Consider the following 17,797-nt stretch of genomic DNA (forward strand, 5'->3'; position numbering starts at 1 on the left):
ACCAGAAAATTCTATTTAAAAGAATCATGGCTATCTATTTCTGTTTTTAAAATCTCAATCGTGTGGTTAATCGCTTCATCAAGATTGAAGCAAGATTCCCAGCCCAATTTAGCTACCTTCTCTGAACTCATTACCGCTGTATTAGCCTTCGAAAATCCCTTAGCTTCATCTTCATCTGGAAGATCATATATAACTTTTTTATTTGCACTTTTCGCTATTTTTTCTGCAAATTCTTTCAAATGAATATTATATTGATCCGAAGCAATGTTGTATGCCTCTCCCTTTTCTCCATAAATCAACAGAAATAATAAACTAGATACAATATCAAATACATATGCATAAGAGTAAAATTGATTTCCATCACTCTTTAAAACTATATCTTTTTCATGAACTGCATTCAAAATGAATTGCGAAGAAGCTTTAGAATCATTTAGTAACATAGTAGGACCAAAAGTTCTTGCAATCCTTGGAATTACTACATCAATATCATACTTTTCAATATAAGCTTGACAAAGAGATTCACTAACTCTTTTCCCTTCAGGATAACCCGCACGCAATGTATTGCAATCAATGTAACCACAATAATTTTCAGTAAAACCATCAATATCTCCACGATTTTCACCATATATCTCCACTGTGGATAGAAATAAACAACGTTTTGCACTACTTTCTATAGCATGTCTCAGAACGTTTTCAATACCACTGATATTAGTAATTATTGTTCCAATTGGATCATTAGCATATGATTTTGGGTGAGTATTGCTAGCTCCATGAATAATATAATCAACCTTTATATTTTCAGAAATTGGATTTACTATATCACCTTCTATAAATTCCAACATTGGATCCAATTCATAAGCGGAAAATCTTTCCGCTAAACGCTCCTTACTACGCCCCATTGCATAGATAGTAATTTGTGCTTCCATACGTTTATTTCTATACATTAAAAGATCAATTAAACATGAACCAATCATCCCGGTTGCTCCAATGATTAAAAAGGAGTGTCCGTCTATTTTCGACCAGTCATAGTTAAGCTGACTTATTCTATCTATATCTTTTAAATAAATATCGTTTTTTATCATACAAGTGCTTCCTTACTGTTTCATCTTCAAGTAGGCTTTAAAGAGTTCTAAATCTTCTATTGTAGTCAACTTGATATTTTTATCAGAACCTGCAGAAAAATATAATGTTTCTCCCAAATCTACCATCATTGTATTGGTATAAGAAGAATCACTCATACCGGTATTCTCAGCGACTGCCTTATCATAAGCCCATTGCAATTTACCAAACTTATATGCCTGTGGAGTAGAGACTCTTCTAAGAGTGTTTCGATCTACATATTGTTTTGTAGTTTCTTCAGTTTCCTTAATAAAGATTTGTTCATTATATGGAAGAGAAGTAACACCATTTCCGTATTGATTGCATTTTACAATCACATCTGAAAGTACTAATTCATCTACTAAAGGACGAATTCCGTCGTGAATGATGATTGTTTCGTTTTCATCGCAATAATCTTTCAAAAATTGAACTCCGTTATTAATAGATTCTTGCCCCTTGCTTCCTCCTGTAATAACCCACTTTACTTTGTCAATTTGGTATTCATTCACATAAGCCCAAAGTGTATCTTCCCAACCAGATTTGCATACGACTAAAATCTGGTCAATTTGGGGATGGTTTTGAAAAGATTCGAGCGTATAAATAATAATTGGTTTACCTTCGATAATAATGAATTGTTTTGGAATATCTTGTCCCATTCTTTTTCCGACACCGCCCGCAATAATAATTGCTGTACTCATTAAAAACACTCCTCTGAACTATTTATTTTTTATTATAAACCTTGCATCCGCAAGTATCGGATGGATTGCTGTATATGAACTCAGGCTAGAAATTAATTTGAACATGCTAGTTTTCTCAATGATTTCAATTCTCTTATTATATTCCTGGAGCAAACTCTGCAATACAGATAACTTTTTCTTTCTATCATTTATTAAATATTCTGTCTTATTTAGATAATTAATATTCGACTGCGTTATCTCTTTCAAACGTCTTAGTTTACCCAAACGTATTCCGATACGACTCTTTTTCTGATCTATTAAGTTTTCTCCTCTGATAGCACTTTCTCCGTGTTTTCTCCACTTTCCAGTAGCTTCATCCAAATAGAAAAGACTATCCGACAAAACAGCTGTAGACCACATTGTAATATCATGTACTGCTGTAATAGCATTATCTTTATATAAATTTATTTCTGGTAAGAAGTCCTTTCTTAAAGCATAAACCCAGCCAGGTCTATTTAGATAGACATTTTTCTTAGTGAATTGAACTTGCCTATTAGTTTGTACGTTTCTTATAACTCTTTCACTACAAGGATATGATACACCACCTAACTCTATCAATTCATCGTAATCACTCACCAAGACATTAACCTCATTAGTTTCAAACATAGAGATCATTCGCTCGATTTTGTCATGATACCAGATATCATCTTGATCAGAAGTGAATATGATATCACCACTTGCCATATTTAGTAAATTAAAAAAATTATTTCGCCATCCTACATTTTCATTGTTTTCGATAATTTCCCAATTTGACAAATTATTATCTGAGATAAATTTCTTAACGATTTGGACAGTATTATCTGTGGATCCATCATCTCTTATTATTACCTCTTTAATAGGATAAGACTGTAACCTTAATGTTTCCAATTGTTCAATTATATTCTTTTCCCCATTAAACGTGGGCATAACAATAGATGCACTTAGTTCTTTATTCAATATAATTCACCGCTCTTTTTATTCATCCATCTTCATTAAAATTTTGTAATGACCCGGAGTTTGCTGTTCCTTAGGAGGTAGTTGCATATAATCCCCATAAAGATTATTTAAGTATTCTTCATAACCATAAGGAATAAAAGAGCTTATGTTTTCGAAATCCACCTTAATAGCTTTAGAAAAAGCATCTCCAGATAAAAACTCTTTTGACCCATGAGTAGAGACGACCATTACTCCAATAGTATTAGATGTTTGATACTTTTCATTTGTCTTTCTTGCTAAAGAATCGATTTTTTTTGCAAAATAATTTGGCCCTTTTAAATTTGCATAAGGCTTGATTATATTTTTTAAAAACTTCATTTTTTCGGTAGGGCGGTACTTCTTCTTAGTGCCTGATCCGCGCAGCAAATCCAATATTCTTACTTTTTTGACTATTTTTGTCTGTTCGTCTATATTATCAGGCAGTCTATCTATTGGAAAGATATCAATAAATAATCCATGTTGAACGGTTCTATACTCATCATTGATGAAAGTTGTTGGCAAATCAATTTTTGCAAAAGGGTATTCCCAGTTATCCATTGTTTCAATACAGTTTAATCTGTATTTAGAATCTAAATAACTAATATTCTCAATAAGCTTGTCATAATCTGAACGTAACATCATGATATCTAAATCATCATCCCAAGGAATAAATCCTTTATGCCTCATAGCTCCAATAAGGGATCCCCCAGAAAGAAAATAGTCTATCTGAAGTTTATTACATACACGATTAAATTCATTTAATAACTCTAATAAACCCACATGTATCTCATCTAAGGTTAAAACCTTGTCAGTCATCTTAATACTCCTCACAATCTTGATTATAGATCTTACTCATTTGATCTGTTGTATACGAAACATCATAACTTTGCAATTCTTCGCCTATTTCATTAGTGTACGGAGGAGTCAGTATTTCTTTTACCCATTCATCACGATCTTTACTAAGCGGAATAAACCTGACATTGTCAGTTACTTTAGTGTCCTTCGAAATAGTATTAGCCAAAACAAGCTTTTTTCCTGCAGCCTGAGCTTCTAAACCAACCATTGGTAGACCTTCATACAAGGAAGTCATTACAAAGACGTTTATAGTACTTAATAGAGCCGGAATATCTCTCCGCTCTCCCAGCATTTTGACATTCGCCTCAATATTTAGCTTCTGAATCTTTTGTGTCAATTCTTGTTTCAAAGATCCTTTTCCAACAATTATCAAATATGAGTTAGGTTTTTCTTCCAACAAACTCGAAAAAATATCTAATAAATAGGTTTGATTTTTCTGTTTTTCTAATCTACCAATATTACCTATCACAAAAGCATCTTCCGGGATACCAATTTCTGTCCGTTTAATTACTTGGTCTTTTTTTTCTTTTCTGTAAAGGCTCAGTTCAATTCCATTGTGTACAATTTCGAAAGGCTGCTCTTTAAATAGACTTACTCCTGCCTCTTGACTAACAGCCAAAAAGTCCGTCGCATTTTCTAAAAGCAAACGATTTAGAAATCTTCTTAAAAAATTCATTATAATATTTTGGGATTTGCCATCTTCTGTAGCATGACTATGAGCAATTCTCTGCTTGATTCTATTTTTTTTTGCTAGCCATAAATTAATGCCCCCTCCAAAATAGACTTCATTATGAGCTATATCAAAATTTTCTTGTCTCAACAATCGGTTTACTTGTATCATATATTTGAAAATGTTTTTCTTAGGATTTGTAACACTGAAAATCCGTCCACCAAGATTTTTAATTTCATCGTTATAGTCGGTAACCTGCTTAAAATCATCGTAAATCAAAAAATCAAATTGAAATTTATCGCGATCGATCCTACGATAAAGATTCATCATGAATGATTCAGCGCCTCCTAACCCCATCCGACCCTGAAAATGCAAAACTCGTTTCATTATAAGACCCCTCTAATATTTTCTCTTCAATAACGTCATTATTCCCGGCATCCTTGTTTCAACGAACGCTCCCGTACTGAGTGCAAATATAAGTATCTGTCTCGGCATATTGAAGAGGAATTTAGTTATTTTCTTTGCAATAGTATCAGTCACCGCAATTTTTTTTGCCTCTGCTATAGAACTGTCTATTAAGATTGAGCGGACTTCAGCCTTTTTTTGCTTTCTGTTGATTTTATCTGTTTCTAAAATTGAAAAAATGACAGAAGTGGTTCCTTTAAGTAATAAAGCGGCCATCCCATTCTTATCCTCATCATTAGTCAACGCATTGCTACGTTCATAAAACTCCTTGAAAGTATCAAACTTACCTTCTTTATATTGATTCGTGATTCCTAAACCACCTTCGAATTCATAAACGTATTCAATTTTTGGGTTCATCACAACTTTAGAGCAATACTTGTAATAATCTAAGTTGAAAATTCGATCTTCACAGCTTCGATAGTCTTTGAACCGAATAACATTTTTTATAATAATATCTCGACGATAGCACTTATTCCATACAACATACATGAGCTGTTTATTCATTAATTGATACATATCGGCTAAAAATTCATCGTTGCTGGAATAAATGTGCTCTTCAACAAGATAGTTCTTTTCATCTACAATTTTGCCTTGATTTAATGTTCTAAACATAAAAGAACTGATAATCAAGTCAAGATCAGGTTCAACAGAAAAGATACTCAAATAGTCATCTAATACTTCTTTTTCGGGAAAATCATCCGCATCAAAAAATAGTAGATACTCTCCTCTGGATTGTTCAATTCCGAAATTTCTAGCCAATCCAGGACCTTCATTTTTTTTACTTAATAAGATAAATCGCGGATCATTACTAATACAAGTTTGGATCACTTTCCTCGTGTTGTCTTTTGAACCATCATCAATGAGTAATACTTCAAACCCGGGGGTAATGATGTCTTTTAATACATTAATTGTTTTTGTTATAGTCGATTCTGCATTATATACTGGAATAATAATACTAAATTTTAAACTAGACACTTTTTCACCTCGAGCTATTGAAAAATTTTCTCTTTAGGAAAATCCATTTTATCTAAAGATGTACATATTTCATCTTCTTCTAAACCTTGCGAAGAAACTTTATCAAATAAAATTTTGATCGTTTGTAACAAGATTTTTAAATCCAACATGAACGAATACTTCTTGATATACAACAAATCGAATTTCAACTTACTATTATAATCAGATGCATATTTCCCATAAACTTGAGCATAACCAGTAATCCCAGCACGCACATTATGACGTAAATAGTAGTAGGGATTTTCTTGATTAAATTGCTCAACAAAGAAAGGTCGTTCAGGGCGAGGCCCAATAATCGACATATCACCTTTTAATACATTGATTAGTTGAGGTAATTCATCAAAACGAACTGCACGAATAAACTTCCCCACTGGCGTCACTCGTGCATCATTACTTTTAGCTAAAACAGGACCTGATTTAGATTCAGCCGTTGCGCTCATAGAGCGGAACTTATAAATTGGAAATTCTCTTTGATCTTGTGTAATTCGGATTTGTTTATAGATAATTGGTCCTGGTGATGTAGTTTTCACCAATATTGCAGTGATCAACATGAATGGAGAAGCGATCACCAACAAAATTAATGAGACAACAATGTCAAAAAGACGTTTAAACATTGCATCCTCTGAAGGTATTCTGAATCCAGAAGATTCAATAATACTCTCGTCCTCAAAGTTCATGATATTAGGATTGATCGTTACTAAATTTTCAAACGTGGTATTCAAGAATAGTTTTTTTTCTTTCTTAGTAACAAGTTGATAAACTTTAATCTTTTCAGTTTCCTCAATCTCTGATGATAAATAGACAATATCTACGTCATCAACAATATTAACAAGATTATCATAAAAATGATCCAGCACTATTGACTGTACTTTATGTTTATTATTTTTTTGTGAACCAAAATTTTGAATTGCTGGCGCAACATCCTTTTCAAACCCAAGAATTGTCACTTTCTTATCTGAGCTCAGCCTCATATAAGCTTTATAGATAATCGTCCGATAAATAATCAGGAAAACAGTTCCCAACATAAACGAAATCAAAATTACTGTTCTCGGAAATGCAAACCATCGCCCAGCAAAGGTAATGATCATAATACCTAAAGACATCAAAAATTGTCCAATAACGGTCACAAATACAATATCACTCACGATTCGATTATAGAAAACATAGGTGCCTAGTAAAACATTTAATATTACAAAGAAAACCGAAATAAATAATGCGGAGCCCTCGAAGGTCTGAAAGTTTCTTTCTGGAATGGCTCCACCAAATTTTAGCAAAAAACTAAGATAAACGGAGAAATTATAAACGATCACGTCCATCAAAATAATTAAAAATCGACGGGCGGCGCTCCATTCGCCACTTTTATTCATATAAACACTCCTAATCCACGAAATAATCCATTACACATCTTACCATATAGGCAAAAAAAAGAGTAGCTTTCCTAAGAAAAGTAATAAAAAAGAAAAGATCAAAGAATAGGCTGAGTTTATTTAGCTGCTTGTTTTAAACAGCATGATTATTAGCCACTGTTCTACTTATAAATTTGAAATAATCCTTTATGAGTAATTAGTGAAAGCTCCAAAAAAATACAAAAAATCCTTCCAAATTGATAGACTGATGCTGGTTTCCCGAATGCATCGCAATCAAACTTAGAAGGTATGAGGTATTCTTATGATAAAGAATAATTAAAGTTTAGCACATGAAAATAGAATTGCATGTATTTCATCATTTTTAGGCTGAACTACCATAAGACAAACACTTACTATAGTGTTACTCTAACTCATTCATATTTTTGATTTTGAATAAAGAGTTTTTACCATTTCCCTTATCATAGAAGCGATAAATTGCATTAAATATGCTAATAGTATCGTAGATATAATGACTGCACAAACATACAATAGACGATTTCCTATAAAGACTATTTCACTACGTAGCAATTGCATAAATAATCCCTGATATAAATATATTTCGAAAGAAAATTTCTTCAATAACTGATAGGCTGGACTTTTAAATGATATTTTATAACTGCAAAGTACTATCAATGATACAAACAATAGAACTGAAAGTGCTCGAATAATTGGATGATAGAAGACTTCATCAATATATAAGAAAAAACTAAATAGCACTGCTAGGACTCCTAATGATGCCCGATAGTTCCTAAAGAGAAAGCTAGTTATTCTATATTCTTTCGCTCCCCAGATAACTCCTAAAGGAAAGCAAAAAACGGCATTTGTCCACCATTCTCCATAATTCAGAAGACTCGCGATCAAAATCACTATGATAACGTTAACAATAAGTATCAAAAATAGAAATAAATCGTTCTCTTTACTTAAATAGGCGCTAATGAAAAATACAGCATATAAATACATGATCATTATAGTAAACCAGCCATTCCCAACGAACGGATTCCCATTTACTAGTGAATACAGTGCTGCATGAAAGTTCAACTCACCAATCAGGTTACGATATACAAAATAAACAACCATTGCTATTAAAAATGGAATGAGAATACTCATGCCCCTCTTTTTAAAAAAAGTTTCTAAATAAGATTTCCCTTTCTGTTTAAATTGTTTTATTAGTCCGTATCCAGAAACAAAGAAAAATAATCCTACTGCTAATCTACCGGCAATTATCAATCTAGAAGACAAAAAAGAATCCGGATAATCCCTGAGAATTTGCGATAAGTGATGTAAAATCACAAAAACAACAGCAATTATCTGTAAATTTGTCGTAGTTTCAACAGATAAACTTTGATTAGAATAATCCGGATTTCTTACTATGCTTAAAATAATAAAAAAAACAATGATTAAAAAAACTAAATCCATCCCCAACTCACCTCAAATCGTAATATATATATTGTATCAAATTTCACAATTTATTATCAGAGAAAATTAGACTTTTTTCGAAGTATAGAAATCCACTCTATTTTTCTTTGTTCCTATCGATGATTCTATTTTAGGAATCTTTCAATGTTGCCTTTCTCAATCGCACTGAACTCTGCCAACTTATTTTCCCCTTCCTTCATACGCTCATAATGGTAACAATAGATGTAGTAATCGATTCTGTTTTAATAAACTAAAGTAATTCTCCATGATTGAATTATCTAAACAGGTTCCTTTAAGAGGGTTATTTTGAAAGATTTTATGTTCTTTCAACTTATGTTTGTAAGCCCTCATTCGATAGGCTCAGCCTTGATCACAATGAAGGTTTCGACGATAGATACAAGTATTCTATTGTTACTTGAATTGCTTCCTCAAAAATATCCATAGCGACCAACGCGTTCGGCTTATTTGAAATGCGATGAGAAACAATCTCACGGTTTACATATCTAGAAAAGGACCAAGATACATTTTCTTTTAGCGATTGATTCCTGATTTGTTTGGCGCAAAATATTTTAAATCTATCGCATCGATCTTAAGTTGATCAGAATAATCTTAATCTTGTTATTTTCAAAGGAGCCGTTCTTTGCTCAATTCTCGACAAACTCCACGTAACTATTTTTTGATTTCATCCTATATTTCTTTCGTAAATACGTTATTCCATCTTTTCCTTCACGATAATCTTGAACGATATTAAGTTTGAAATCAAAACTATACTTAGCTTTAAAAATACCGACCCCAAAAAAATCTAACTTCTGGAGGTCGGTACAGTTTAAATCTAGATCAGTTATCCTTCAACCTCACCGAAAAATCTCCTCCAACTCTTGTCAAATTGGGATTGTAATATGGATCATTCTCAATATATCCAGCCCAAGTTTCTTCCATATACTTCGTTTCTTTGTCGAAGCGGGCCTGTTTTTCTGGTGTATTTTCGTATCCGCGGGATTGGGATTCGAAGTGATACAATTCTACAGCGTGAAGCCATACATTGTTATGGCCTTTTTCGTATTCTTTTAAGCATAGATCGACATCGTTGAAAGCGACAGTCAGCTCTTCATTGAACCCGCCGATTTCTATAAAGTCTTTCGCACGAATCATCATGCAGGCTGCGGTAACTGCTAAATAATCTACGTTAATCTCAAGTTTTCCGAAATAACCGAAGTCTCCACGAGGGAAGGTGTGATGTCCGTGTCCGGCGGCGCCGCCCATTCCAAGAATTACACCTGCGTGTTGAATCGTATTGTTGGGATAGTATAATTTTGTACCAACACAGCCAATCCGCTCGAACTGTGCAAAGGAGACCATTTTTGTCATCCATTCTGGTGTAATCACTTCGGTATCATTGTTTAGAAACAACAGATATTTTCCCTTAGCGACTTTTGAAGCTAAATTATTGATACGTGAATAGTTAAAGGGAATATCGATTGATTCGACAATAAATCGTTCACCTAATTGTTTTTGATAATTTGCATAGAGCTCCTGCATCTCAGGCTGGTCGCTGCCGTTATCCGCCATTACGATTTCGTAATTAGGATAGGTGGTTTTTTCGATGATGGAATCAACACAACGCTTCACATCGTCATAGCCGTTACGTGTAGGAATGATCACACTGACTAGATCCTCCGAAAGTACTTGATAGTCTACATCGTACAACCCATTTCCTGCTGCGTGATTGACTGTCGCTTTGATTCCACGACGATTGATTGCATCCTGGACAGCTTTTAAGCCAGCATCGAAGGCATAGCTCTTCGTTGACTGATCGGCTGCCGTTGAGCTTGGTAAGATCCGCCAGTAATATAGAATTTGCGGAATATGTGCGATTCGATCAGCAGTGGTTTGCTCTGTAAAGCGTAGAACCAAATCATAATCCTGCGAGCCTTCATAACCGACACGGAAACCGCCGATTTTCTCCATGATTGAACGGCGATAAATGCCTAAGTGGGAAATGTAATTTGTTCCCAGTAATAGATCTGGCGACCAATCTGGTTTGAAGGCTGGGTCGAATCGTTTGCCTGCCATGTCGATTTTGTCTTCATCGCTATAAATCAAATCCAAATCGGCATTTTTATTCAAGCATTTTGCCACTTCGTATAAGGCGATCGGTGCTAATTCATCGTCGTTGTCCAGCAAGGCAACAAACTCACCTGTCGCGATTTCTAATGCCGAATTAGTCGCTTTAGAGATATGTCCATTTTCAGAACGGAAGACGATCTTGATTCGCGAGTCTTGAGCTGCAAATTTTTCTAGTAACGGTCTTACTGACGCGTCAGTAGAATGATCGTCAGCCATACATAATTCCCATTTTGGATAAAACTGATTCTGAACAGATTCGATACATTTCGCCAGCCATTTTTCTTCTACATTATAAACGGGCATCAAAATCGAGATTACCGGTTGGTATTCGAATGCCATGATTTCAGCTTTGATCGCTTCTATGTTCCAGTTTTCGTTTTCGGCAATCCATTGTTGATAGCTTTCATCGGATTGCTTGCTTTGTTCCAGCTTGACCCTCCGCAAGGTATTTTTTAAACCATTACGTTTTAAATAGCTCAGCGCTTTACGTGTTTTGCCGTAAAGTGCCTGTATTTGAGATGGCTGCTTTGGCTCTCTTACAATGTTTTCGTTGGGTACAAAGGTTTGTGTTTGTATTAGATCATCAAAACGAAAATCAAGCGTAATTTTTTCTGCCGGATTCTCCACAAAAAGTTTCAAACTAAATCCCATTTGCAAACTTGCGCTCGTTTTGTGGGCAGCAGCCACATCTGAACGAGGATACCATTCAATTTTGCTGCTGATCACATTTTCCGCAGAAAGGACGAATGTCGGCACTTTTTTTGAAGCAAGGTCGAGTGCCCAGCCTGTAATTTCTAATTGTTTTGTTTCTGACTGAAACCTGCATTGATCAATGCAAACTTGTTCATTTTTTGCCATCGGATTAACCTCCTATGCTGAATTGATTTGGATTGATCAATGGATCGTTCAATTCTTGAGAATATTTATTAGTCAAAGCTTCGTATGCTTCTTTTTTTACGTTAAAGTGGTTTTCGCCAGAATAGCGCACTTCAAAATACGGATCAAAAATCAACTTTTTCTCTTCCTTCGCTAAGCGAATCGAAAAATCAATTCCTTTGATCTCTGCAGGTAGTTCCATATCAAAACCACCCAGAGTCAAAAACGCATCTTTCTGGAGGATCAACACATCTTCTGTTGCTGTATAGATTTCTCGCGGTAACGCAGGACGGAAATAAGTCCCAATTGTTTTATTGGATAGACCTTGCTGTTCATACACTACCCGTTCATGAGCTGGATCAATAATCACACCGCAATTTAAAATGGCATCATCTTTACTGATGACTTTTCCCACGACTGCTCCAACATTCGGTAAACGAACAAAGTTCATCGCTTCTTGCAGCCAAGTATTTTCTGTAGGCACCAATTCTGCGGTTAAGAATACTAAGAACTCTCCAGCAGCTTCTCTAGCTAATTCGTTCTCATTCTTGCCAGCAAAAGCTCGAATGCGTGCATCTTTAATGTCTGTGCTGCTTGCTAAAATTTCAAACTCGTTCCATTCAGTCGCTAAGAGTTTCTTCAACTGCTTTTCGCTAGGTTTGCCACTTAAAACGATTGAAACCTTAGGCTCTGTTTCATACCTAAAGTCGATCTTATAGGCCCCATAATTTTTTGTCATTGATACGACACCATCAAGTTTGCGTCGTTCAAGAGCCGCTTGCACAGCATTTTGTCCAGCCACATAAGCATACTCTTTACTTTGCGGGTCCATAGCGACAGATGTTTCGATCGTACGCCAATGGTAAAGAATATTTGAAACATGGTGAATTTCCTTCGCCGCTTCGGTAGCACGCAAAACAAAGTCATAGTCCTGACTACCATTAAATTCCGTTCGTAATCCGCCAACGGTCTCTATAATCGAACGTTTTACCACCACAAAATGAGTAATGTAATTGTGACCTAGTAATAGGGTTTCATTCCAATTCGGTTTGAAGAAAGGGTCAAAGCGTTTGCCGCTCATGGACAATTTGTCCTCATCCGTATAAATAAATTCGCGATTTTGGTTTTCGTTCAGTGCATTGACAACTGCTAATAATGCCGTATCAGCTAAAATATCATCATTATCCATAAAACCAATATAATCGCCAGTTGTGATCTCAATCGCTGAGTTTGTTGCTTCTGAAATGTGTCCATTTTTTTCACGAAGAACAATTTTCACCCGCTCATCCGCAGACGCTAATTCTTCCAGTAACGGTTTGATATGCGCTTTTGGCGAAGCATCATCTGCTAAGCAAAGTTCCCAATTCGAATAAACCTGATCTGTCAGCGACTTCACACAAGCGCGCAGCCATTTTTCATCAACATTGTAAACTGGCACTACCAAAGAAATTTTGGGTTGGAAGGTTAAGTCCTTTGACGCTTCGATAAGCTGTGCACGGGTTGGTTCTTCAACCTTCGTCATCCACTCTTCGTAACTCGCACTTTGCTGTTTTGAACGCTGGTAATTTTTGACCGCGCCAGAAAAACCATTGCGTTTGATAGAACCAAGCAAATGGCGAATTTTTCTCGTTACTGGTGTGCTAGCAGCCTGCGTATTTTTGGCCATAATCGGATAAACTTGATCCTGATCATCTAAAACTAACAGCTTAATACCATCAGTTACTTGCATATTCCTCGCCGTTAAAATAAAACCAAATTTTTCGGTTGAATCAATCCCAAAGACTTCATTCACATCTGGTCGATAGATTAGGTTCACTTGCAGTGGATTCATTGATTCAGCTAATAAATAATCTAACGGTCGTTTAGTCGCCTCTGAAAAGCCCCAGCCCTTGATGATTGCTTCGTTTTCCGATTCATTGTTTTCGATCGATTCAATTGTCAGTTTGATCCCTTCTATTTCAGCGTTTGCCTCCGCATAAGGGATATTTTTTAATTGATAATCAAATTTATCAAAATAGTTTAATTTTAATTGAAGCAAACGATTCTTTTCTTTTTCACTCGCGACATCATCCATCACTTTGACTTCAGATGGGAAAAATTCTTCTTCATTTAGAACATTTACATTCACGGTATATTCTTTACCGGCTACCGCTGCACCGTCAATGACAACATAAGGCTCTTCCGTGACATCAGGGAACATAAAAAGATCTTCTTGATACCAAGAAGCATTCGTTTCCTCGATTTTCAGCAATTTATTATCAACGACAACGGATAGCTGGATCGACGCTGGAACCTTGCCGATAACGATCCGTAACTTTTCAGTACTCGCTGGTGCTTGATGGACCGTCGTTTTATTCTCATTAGTTTGATTATTAAAAATATAAGGCTCAACTTCAAACTTGTCATTGATCAGATAAGCAAGCTGCATCTGTTTATTATAATTGGAATTGATTGGCTCCACCCGTTCCGGATGTTCAACCGTTTCTTTACACAGCGCATAGAAATACTGATAAACTTCGCCAAACGGTCGATTTTTAAAATCATAGCGGACCATTTCCGGCAATTCCTCGTAGCTGGCTGACAACTCATTTTGTCCAACCTGCGAGTAGGTAAAATCTTCTCGCCGAATTGATAGGCCGATCCGTTCGAACAGCTCTTCAAAGCCCTGCTGCGTATAAAAACTATTGTGAGTCCGATCTAGTAAGCCATATTGTTTCCAATCCAACTTATTATTAAATAGATCGATCAACACAGAATTATGTGCCAAATTGGGAAAAGTCAGTAAAATCTCGCCATTAGGCGCCAAGTATTTGCTGGCTTCTTCTAATGCTTTTTCCGAATCCGTCAAATGCTCCAAAACATCCGCAAAAATAATAAAGTCAAACTTCTTACCAGCGAAATGTTCGTTCCATTTGTATTCTTCAATGTTTCCTAAAAAGCCGTCCTGGGCAAAGCCCATGACGTGCTCAAATAAGACCGGATCAAATTCGACGATCGATACTTCACATTTTTTTTCGTTGATCAAATATTGGGTCATTCGGCCATTGCCGGGTCCAAATTCTAAAACAGAAGAACCGTCAGTGATTTGACTGATGATTTTCCCCACACTCGTATGCTCTTCAAGCGACAAATCAAAATCATACTTCATAATTAAATCGTATCCTTCCACTTATGATCCAAAACGACGATGCCTTCGCCGACATATTTCCCAGTAATGAACATGGTCACATATCTTGTTTTGTATACTAACGGCACCGTTGCATTTTCTTCAAAAAGGGCTACGTCGAAATAATACTCGCCGCCTAAAAGTGCCATTTTTTCATATTCTAAATAGAAAACATTTTCTCCCTTTTTCCAAGGAATCGATTCTTCATCTAATAACGTATTCAATCCACAAACATAATTATTGTCGACCGTTCGAATCGCTACACCAAGTACTGGCTTCTTAATCGAGTCATCTTTCACATCATAAGTTACTTTGACAACGACTTTGCTGTCTTGTTCAATGATTTCTAACGGTTGTAAATCGCCATCCAGCAATTCAGCTGATTTTACTTCTACAATGTCATAAGCAGAAAAATCTTCTGATGTAGAATTATCCCGATCGATCGTTTTTAATGATTTCTTCTTCAAAAAGTTTTCGTAGGTCTCGGTGATTTCCATCGTTTCGCCCTCAGCTTCAACCACACCATTCTTCAACCAATAAACTCGATCGCAAAAACGACGAACTGCATTCACATCATGTGATACAAAGAGGATCGTTTTGCCAGCATTTCGCAGCTCAGTAAATTTCTCCATACATTTCAATTGGAACTCCAAGTCGCCTACTGCCAAGGCTTCATCAACGATCAAGATATCAGGGTCGACATTGATCGCCACCGCAAAAGCAAGACGCACAAACATCCCGCTGGAATACGTTTTGACTGGCTGATACAGATGGTCGCCGATATCCGCGAAATTAATGATGTCATCGACCTTTTCCTGCATTTCCTCACGTGAAAAGCCTAAAACCATCCCATTAAGAAAAATATTTTCATAGCCGCTATATTCAGGATTGAAGCCAGAACCAAGTTCCAAAAGCGCTGCAATATTTCCTTCGATTTTGATTTCACCTTCTGAAGGAGTCAATACCCCGGTAATGATCTTCAAAATCGTTGATTTACCAGAACCATTTTCTCCGATAAAACCAATCATCTCACCTTTTTTTACTTCTACATTTACATCATTCAAGGCGTAAAAAACTTCATGATAGGTTTTTCTAGTAGGACTTAGCGCTTCCTTCAAACGATCAGAAGGCTTTTTATACATATCGTATTTCTTTGTTAAGTGGTTGATTTCAATTACTGTTTCAGTCATTTAGATTTATCTCCTTATAAAACATCAGAAAAATGTGGCTTCAAGCGTTTGAAGACAATGCTGCCGACCACTAATAGAATTAAAGTTACGACCCAGAAATAGATCGTTAATAACGGCTTTTCCCAAAACCATTGTTCACCAAAGAATGCATCCCGATAGCCTTGGACAACATAGAACATTGGGTTAAATTTCAGAATAAATTGAATTGTGGGATGTGCCGCAAATTGATTGATACTCCATAAGACGGGAGTTCCCCACATTAATGCTTGCATAATAACCGTAATGAATTGATTAATGTCTGGGAAGAATGGCTGGATCGAAGACGTGATCCAAGTCAATCCTGTCAAGAACATCATCATCGCAAAGAGATAATAGAACATCTGCAAAATATGCAGGCTAGGTGTTACATGATTAAAAATCCCCACGATAAAGGCAATGATGATAAAAAATATATGCATATACAAAGCCGAAAATAATTTTACCGATGGCAAAATGCGAATGTTAAATACAACCTTTTTAACTAAATAGCTGTATTCCCGAAAAACATTCGTTGCTGAACCCAATACTTCTGAAAAATACATCCATGGAACTAGCCCTGTTAATAGAAAAACAATAAAGGGATATTTTCCATCTGTCATGGCTGCTCTAAATCCAACTCCAAACACAAACCAATAGGTTACGACCATCACCAAGGGATTAGCAAAAGCCCAAAAAACACCTAAAGCCGATCCAGCATAACGCGCCTTGAAGTCATTCACAGAGAATTGTTTTAATAAGGTACGGTTTTGAAAAATTTCTTTAAAAAAACTCAGTAAGTCTTTGAACATTTTTATTCCTCTCATCTAACGCTTGATTTATTATTTCTACAGTTGATTAACGTTATTATTCTACAGAAAGATATATGTAAAAGCAAGATTATTAAGAAAAGCTTCGTTAATTCCAAACACCACTTGATCACCTGTTAACTCTGCATATTATCAGTTGAAATTAAGCCTGTATTCCCCTTCTCGTCTGCTAGTTTCAAAATTGATAGATAAACTTCGTCTTAATTCGTTCACACGCCAAATAGCCCGTCTATTAAGCGAGCTAAAATTTTATTAAGTTTTTTATTCTGATTTAATATTTCACTGTCGCAACATGTAAATGTTCATTTTTTTAATAAAATATTTTAAGTGACCTACTGTCTCTCATTTTCTATTAAATTTTCCTTATTGTATACTAGCTACATTACTAAGCAAATTAAGTGCTTTTGTTTCTCCGCACGAACTGGAAGTACATCCTTCCCCTTCTTATTTCTGAAATTCGATCTGTTAGTCCCGGATTACTTCCATCTAAGAAGAAATCTTATTTACGAAATAGAATATCCCCTAAAATATCTGTCCGCTTTACCAAATATTAAGCACCAAGTAATCATATATCGCATTTATTGTAAACACATAATAGAATGTATTTTTTCTTAAATATTTGGCCCGAACCTCACTATTGCAAAACACTCAGGGATATCATGACAAATTATTAATATAATTTGATATTTTTAAAAAATTTGAGAAATTTTCAAAAGATGGTCGTAAAAAACATATACACGCGTTTCTGATATTGTTATAGATATTCATTTTTATTAGCCAATTCAGTATTCTATTCATTTTATCAATGCTAGAGAATAGTCATCTACAAAATCGATTATATTTTTATTTTAGAAGTATATATCCGTAGATAACGTTTCAGTAATTATTCTTATTCGCCTCATTAATTACTTTTTCTAATTTAGCAATGGCTTTTTTATATTTAGCTAAACGATCATAATCGACCTTTTTAGGACTAGT

The 17,797-nt window shown here is 35.4% G+C and carries 12 protein-coding genes; all 12 read right to left on the reverse strand.

Features of this window, described 5'->3' with window-relative positions:
* Positions 1-11: 11 nt before the first annotated feature.
* The 12 genes from FFR60_RS20275 to FFR60_RS20330 all read right to left on the reverse strand — a co-directional run bounded on the left by FFR60_RS20275 (position 12) and on the right by FFR60_RS20330 (position 16,801).
* The gene (locus tag FFR60_RS20275) at positions 12-1,082 is read right to left on the reverse strand and encodes an NAD-dependent epimerase/dehydratase family protein (RefSeq protein ID WP_137665578.1); all 1,071 of its coding nucleotides are present in this window, start codon (positions 1,080-1,082) and stop codon (positions 12-14) included.
* Positions 1,083-1,094: 12 nt separating this feature from the next.
* A complete protein-coding gene (locus FFR60_RS20280) occupies positions 1,095-1,796 on the reverse strand; it encodes an IspD/TarI family cytidylyltransferase (RefSeq protein WP_137665579.1) in 702 nt (233 codons plus the stop codon).
* A gap of 18 nt (positions 1,797-1,814) precedes the next feature.
* The gene (locus FFR60_RS20285) at positions 1,815-2,771 is read right to left on the reverse strand and encodes a glycosyltransferase (RefSeq protein ID WP_137665580.1); all 957 of its coding nucleotides are present in this window, start codon (positions 2,769-2,771) and stop codon (positions 1,815-1,817) included.
* Between the two features lie 18 nt (positions 2,772-2,789).
* Positions 2,790-3,605, reverse strand: coding sequence for a LicD family protein (locus FFR60_RS20290; RefSeq protein ID WP_137665581.1), 816 nt, complete (start codon positions 3,603-3,605; stop codon positions 2,790-2,792).
* A 1-nt stretch (position 3,606) separates the two neighbouring features.
* Entirely contained in the window at positions 3,607-4,701 is a 1,095-nt protein-coding gene (locus tag FFR60_RS20295) for a glycosyltransferase family 1 protein (protein ID WP_137665582.1), read from the reverse strand.
* Positions 4,702-4,713: 12 nt separating this feature from the next.
* Positions 4,714-5,754 (reverse strand): glycosyltransferase family 2 protein, encoded by a 1,041-nt coding sequence (locus tag FFR60_RS20300; RefSeq protein WP_137665583.1) that lies wholly within the window; start codon positions 5,752-5,754, stop codon positions 4,714-4,716.
* Between the two features lie 14 nt (positions 5,755-5,768).
* Positions 5,769-7,160 (reverse strand): sugar transferase, encoded by a 1,392-nt coding sequence (locus FFR60_RS20305; protein ID WP_137665584.1) that lies wholly within the window; start codon positions 7,158-7,160, stop codon positions 5,769-5,771.
* 414 nt (positions 7,161-7,574) lie between these two features.
* The gene (locus FFR60_RS20310; protein ID WP_137665585.1) at positions 7,575-8,615 is read right to left on the reverse strand and encodes an acyltransferase family protein; all 1,041 of its coding nucleotides are present in this window, start codon (positions 8,613-8,615) and stop codon (positions 7,575-7,577) included.
* 837 nt (positions 8,616-9,452) lie between these two features.
* On the reverse strand, positions 9,453-11,600 hold the full coding sequence (locus tag FFR60_RS20315; protein ID WP_137665586.1) for a glycosyltransferase family 2 protein: 2,148 nt from the start codon (positions 11,598-11,600) through the stop codon (positions 9,453-9,455).
* Between the two features lie 4 nt (positions 11,601-11,604).
* Complete coding sequence (locus tag FFR60_RS20320; RefSeq protein ID WP_137665587.1) at positions 11,605-14,766, reverse strand: glycosyltransferase; 3,162 nt, start codon at positions 14,764-14,766, stop codon at positions 11,605-11,607.
* A 2-nt stretch (positions 14,767-14,768) separates the two neighbouring features.
* Positions 14,769-15,974 carry an ABC transporter ATP-binding protein gene (locus FFR60_RS20325; RefSeq protein WP_137665588.1) on the reverse strand — a complete coding sequence of 402 codons (1,206 nt, stop codon included), beginning with the start codon at positions 15,972-15,974 and terminating at the stop codon, positions 14,769-14,771.
* Positions 15,975-15,988: 14 nt separating this feature from the next.
* Positions 15,989-16,801, reverse strand: coding sequence for an ABC transporter permease (locus FFR60_RS20330; RefSeq protein WP_137665589.1), 813 nt, complete (start codon positions 16,799-16,801; stop codon positions 15,989-15,991).
* Between the last annotated feature and the right edge of the window lie 996 nt (positions 16,802-17,797).

It is taken from the genome of Enterococcus hulanensis (genome assembly GCF_005405485.1).
In the GTDB taxonomy this organism is placed as follows: domain Bacteria; phylum Bacillota; class Bacilli; order Lactobacillales; family Enterococcaceae; genus Enterococcus_A; species Enterococcus_A hulanensis.

Excerpts from the sequence above, each read along its gene's own strand:
- FFR60_RS20330 (WP_137665589.1), bottom strand. The coding sequence starts at position 16,801 with ATGTTCAAAGACTTACTGAGTTTTTTTAAAGAAATTTTTCAAAACCGT.
- FFR60_RS20280 (WP_137665579.1), bottom strand. The coding sequence starts at position 1,796 with ATGAGTACAGCAATTATTATTGCGGGCGGTGTCGGAAAAAGAATGGGA.
- FFR60_RS20320 (WP_137665587.1), bottom strand. The coding sequence starts at position 14,766 with ATGAAGTATGATTTTGATTTGTCGCTTGAAGAGCATACGAGTGTGGGG.
- FFR60_RS20315 (WP_137665586.1), bottom strand. The coding sequence starts at position 11,600 with ATGGCAAAAAATGAACAAGTTTGCATTGATCAATGCAGGTTTCAGTCA.
- FFR60_RS20325 (WP_137665588.1), bottom strand. The coding sequence starts at position 15,974 with ATGACTGAAACAGTAATTGAAATCAACCACTTAACAAAGAAATACGAT.
- FFR60_RS20290 (WP_137665581.1), bottom strand. The coding sequence starts at position 3,605 with ATGACTGACAAGGTTTTAACCTTAGATGAGATACATGTGGGTTTATTA.
- FFR60_RS20295 (WP_137665582.1), bottom strand. The coding sequence starts at position 4,701 with ATGAAACGAGTTTTGCATTTTCAGGGTCGGATGGGGTTAGGAGGCGCT.
- FFR60_RS20305 (WP_137665584.1), bottom strand. The coding sequence starts at position 7,160 with ATGAATAAAAGTGGCGAATGGAGCGCCGCCCGTCGATTTTTAATTATT.
- FFR60_RS20310 (WP_137665585.1), bottom strand. The coding sequence starts at position 8,615 with ATGGATTTAGTTTTTTTAATCATTGTTTTTTTTATTATTTTAAGCATA.
- FFR60_RS20275 (WP_137665578.1), bottom strand. The coding sequence starts at position 1,082 with ATGATAAAAAACGATATTTATTTAAAAGATATAGATAGAATAAGTCAG.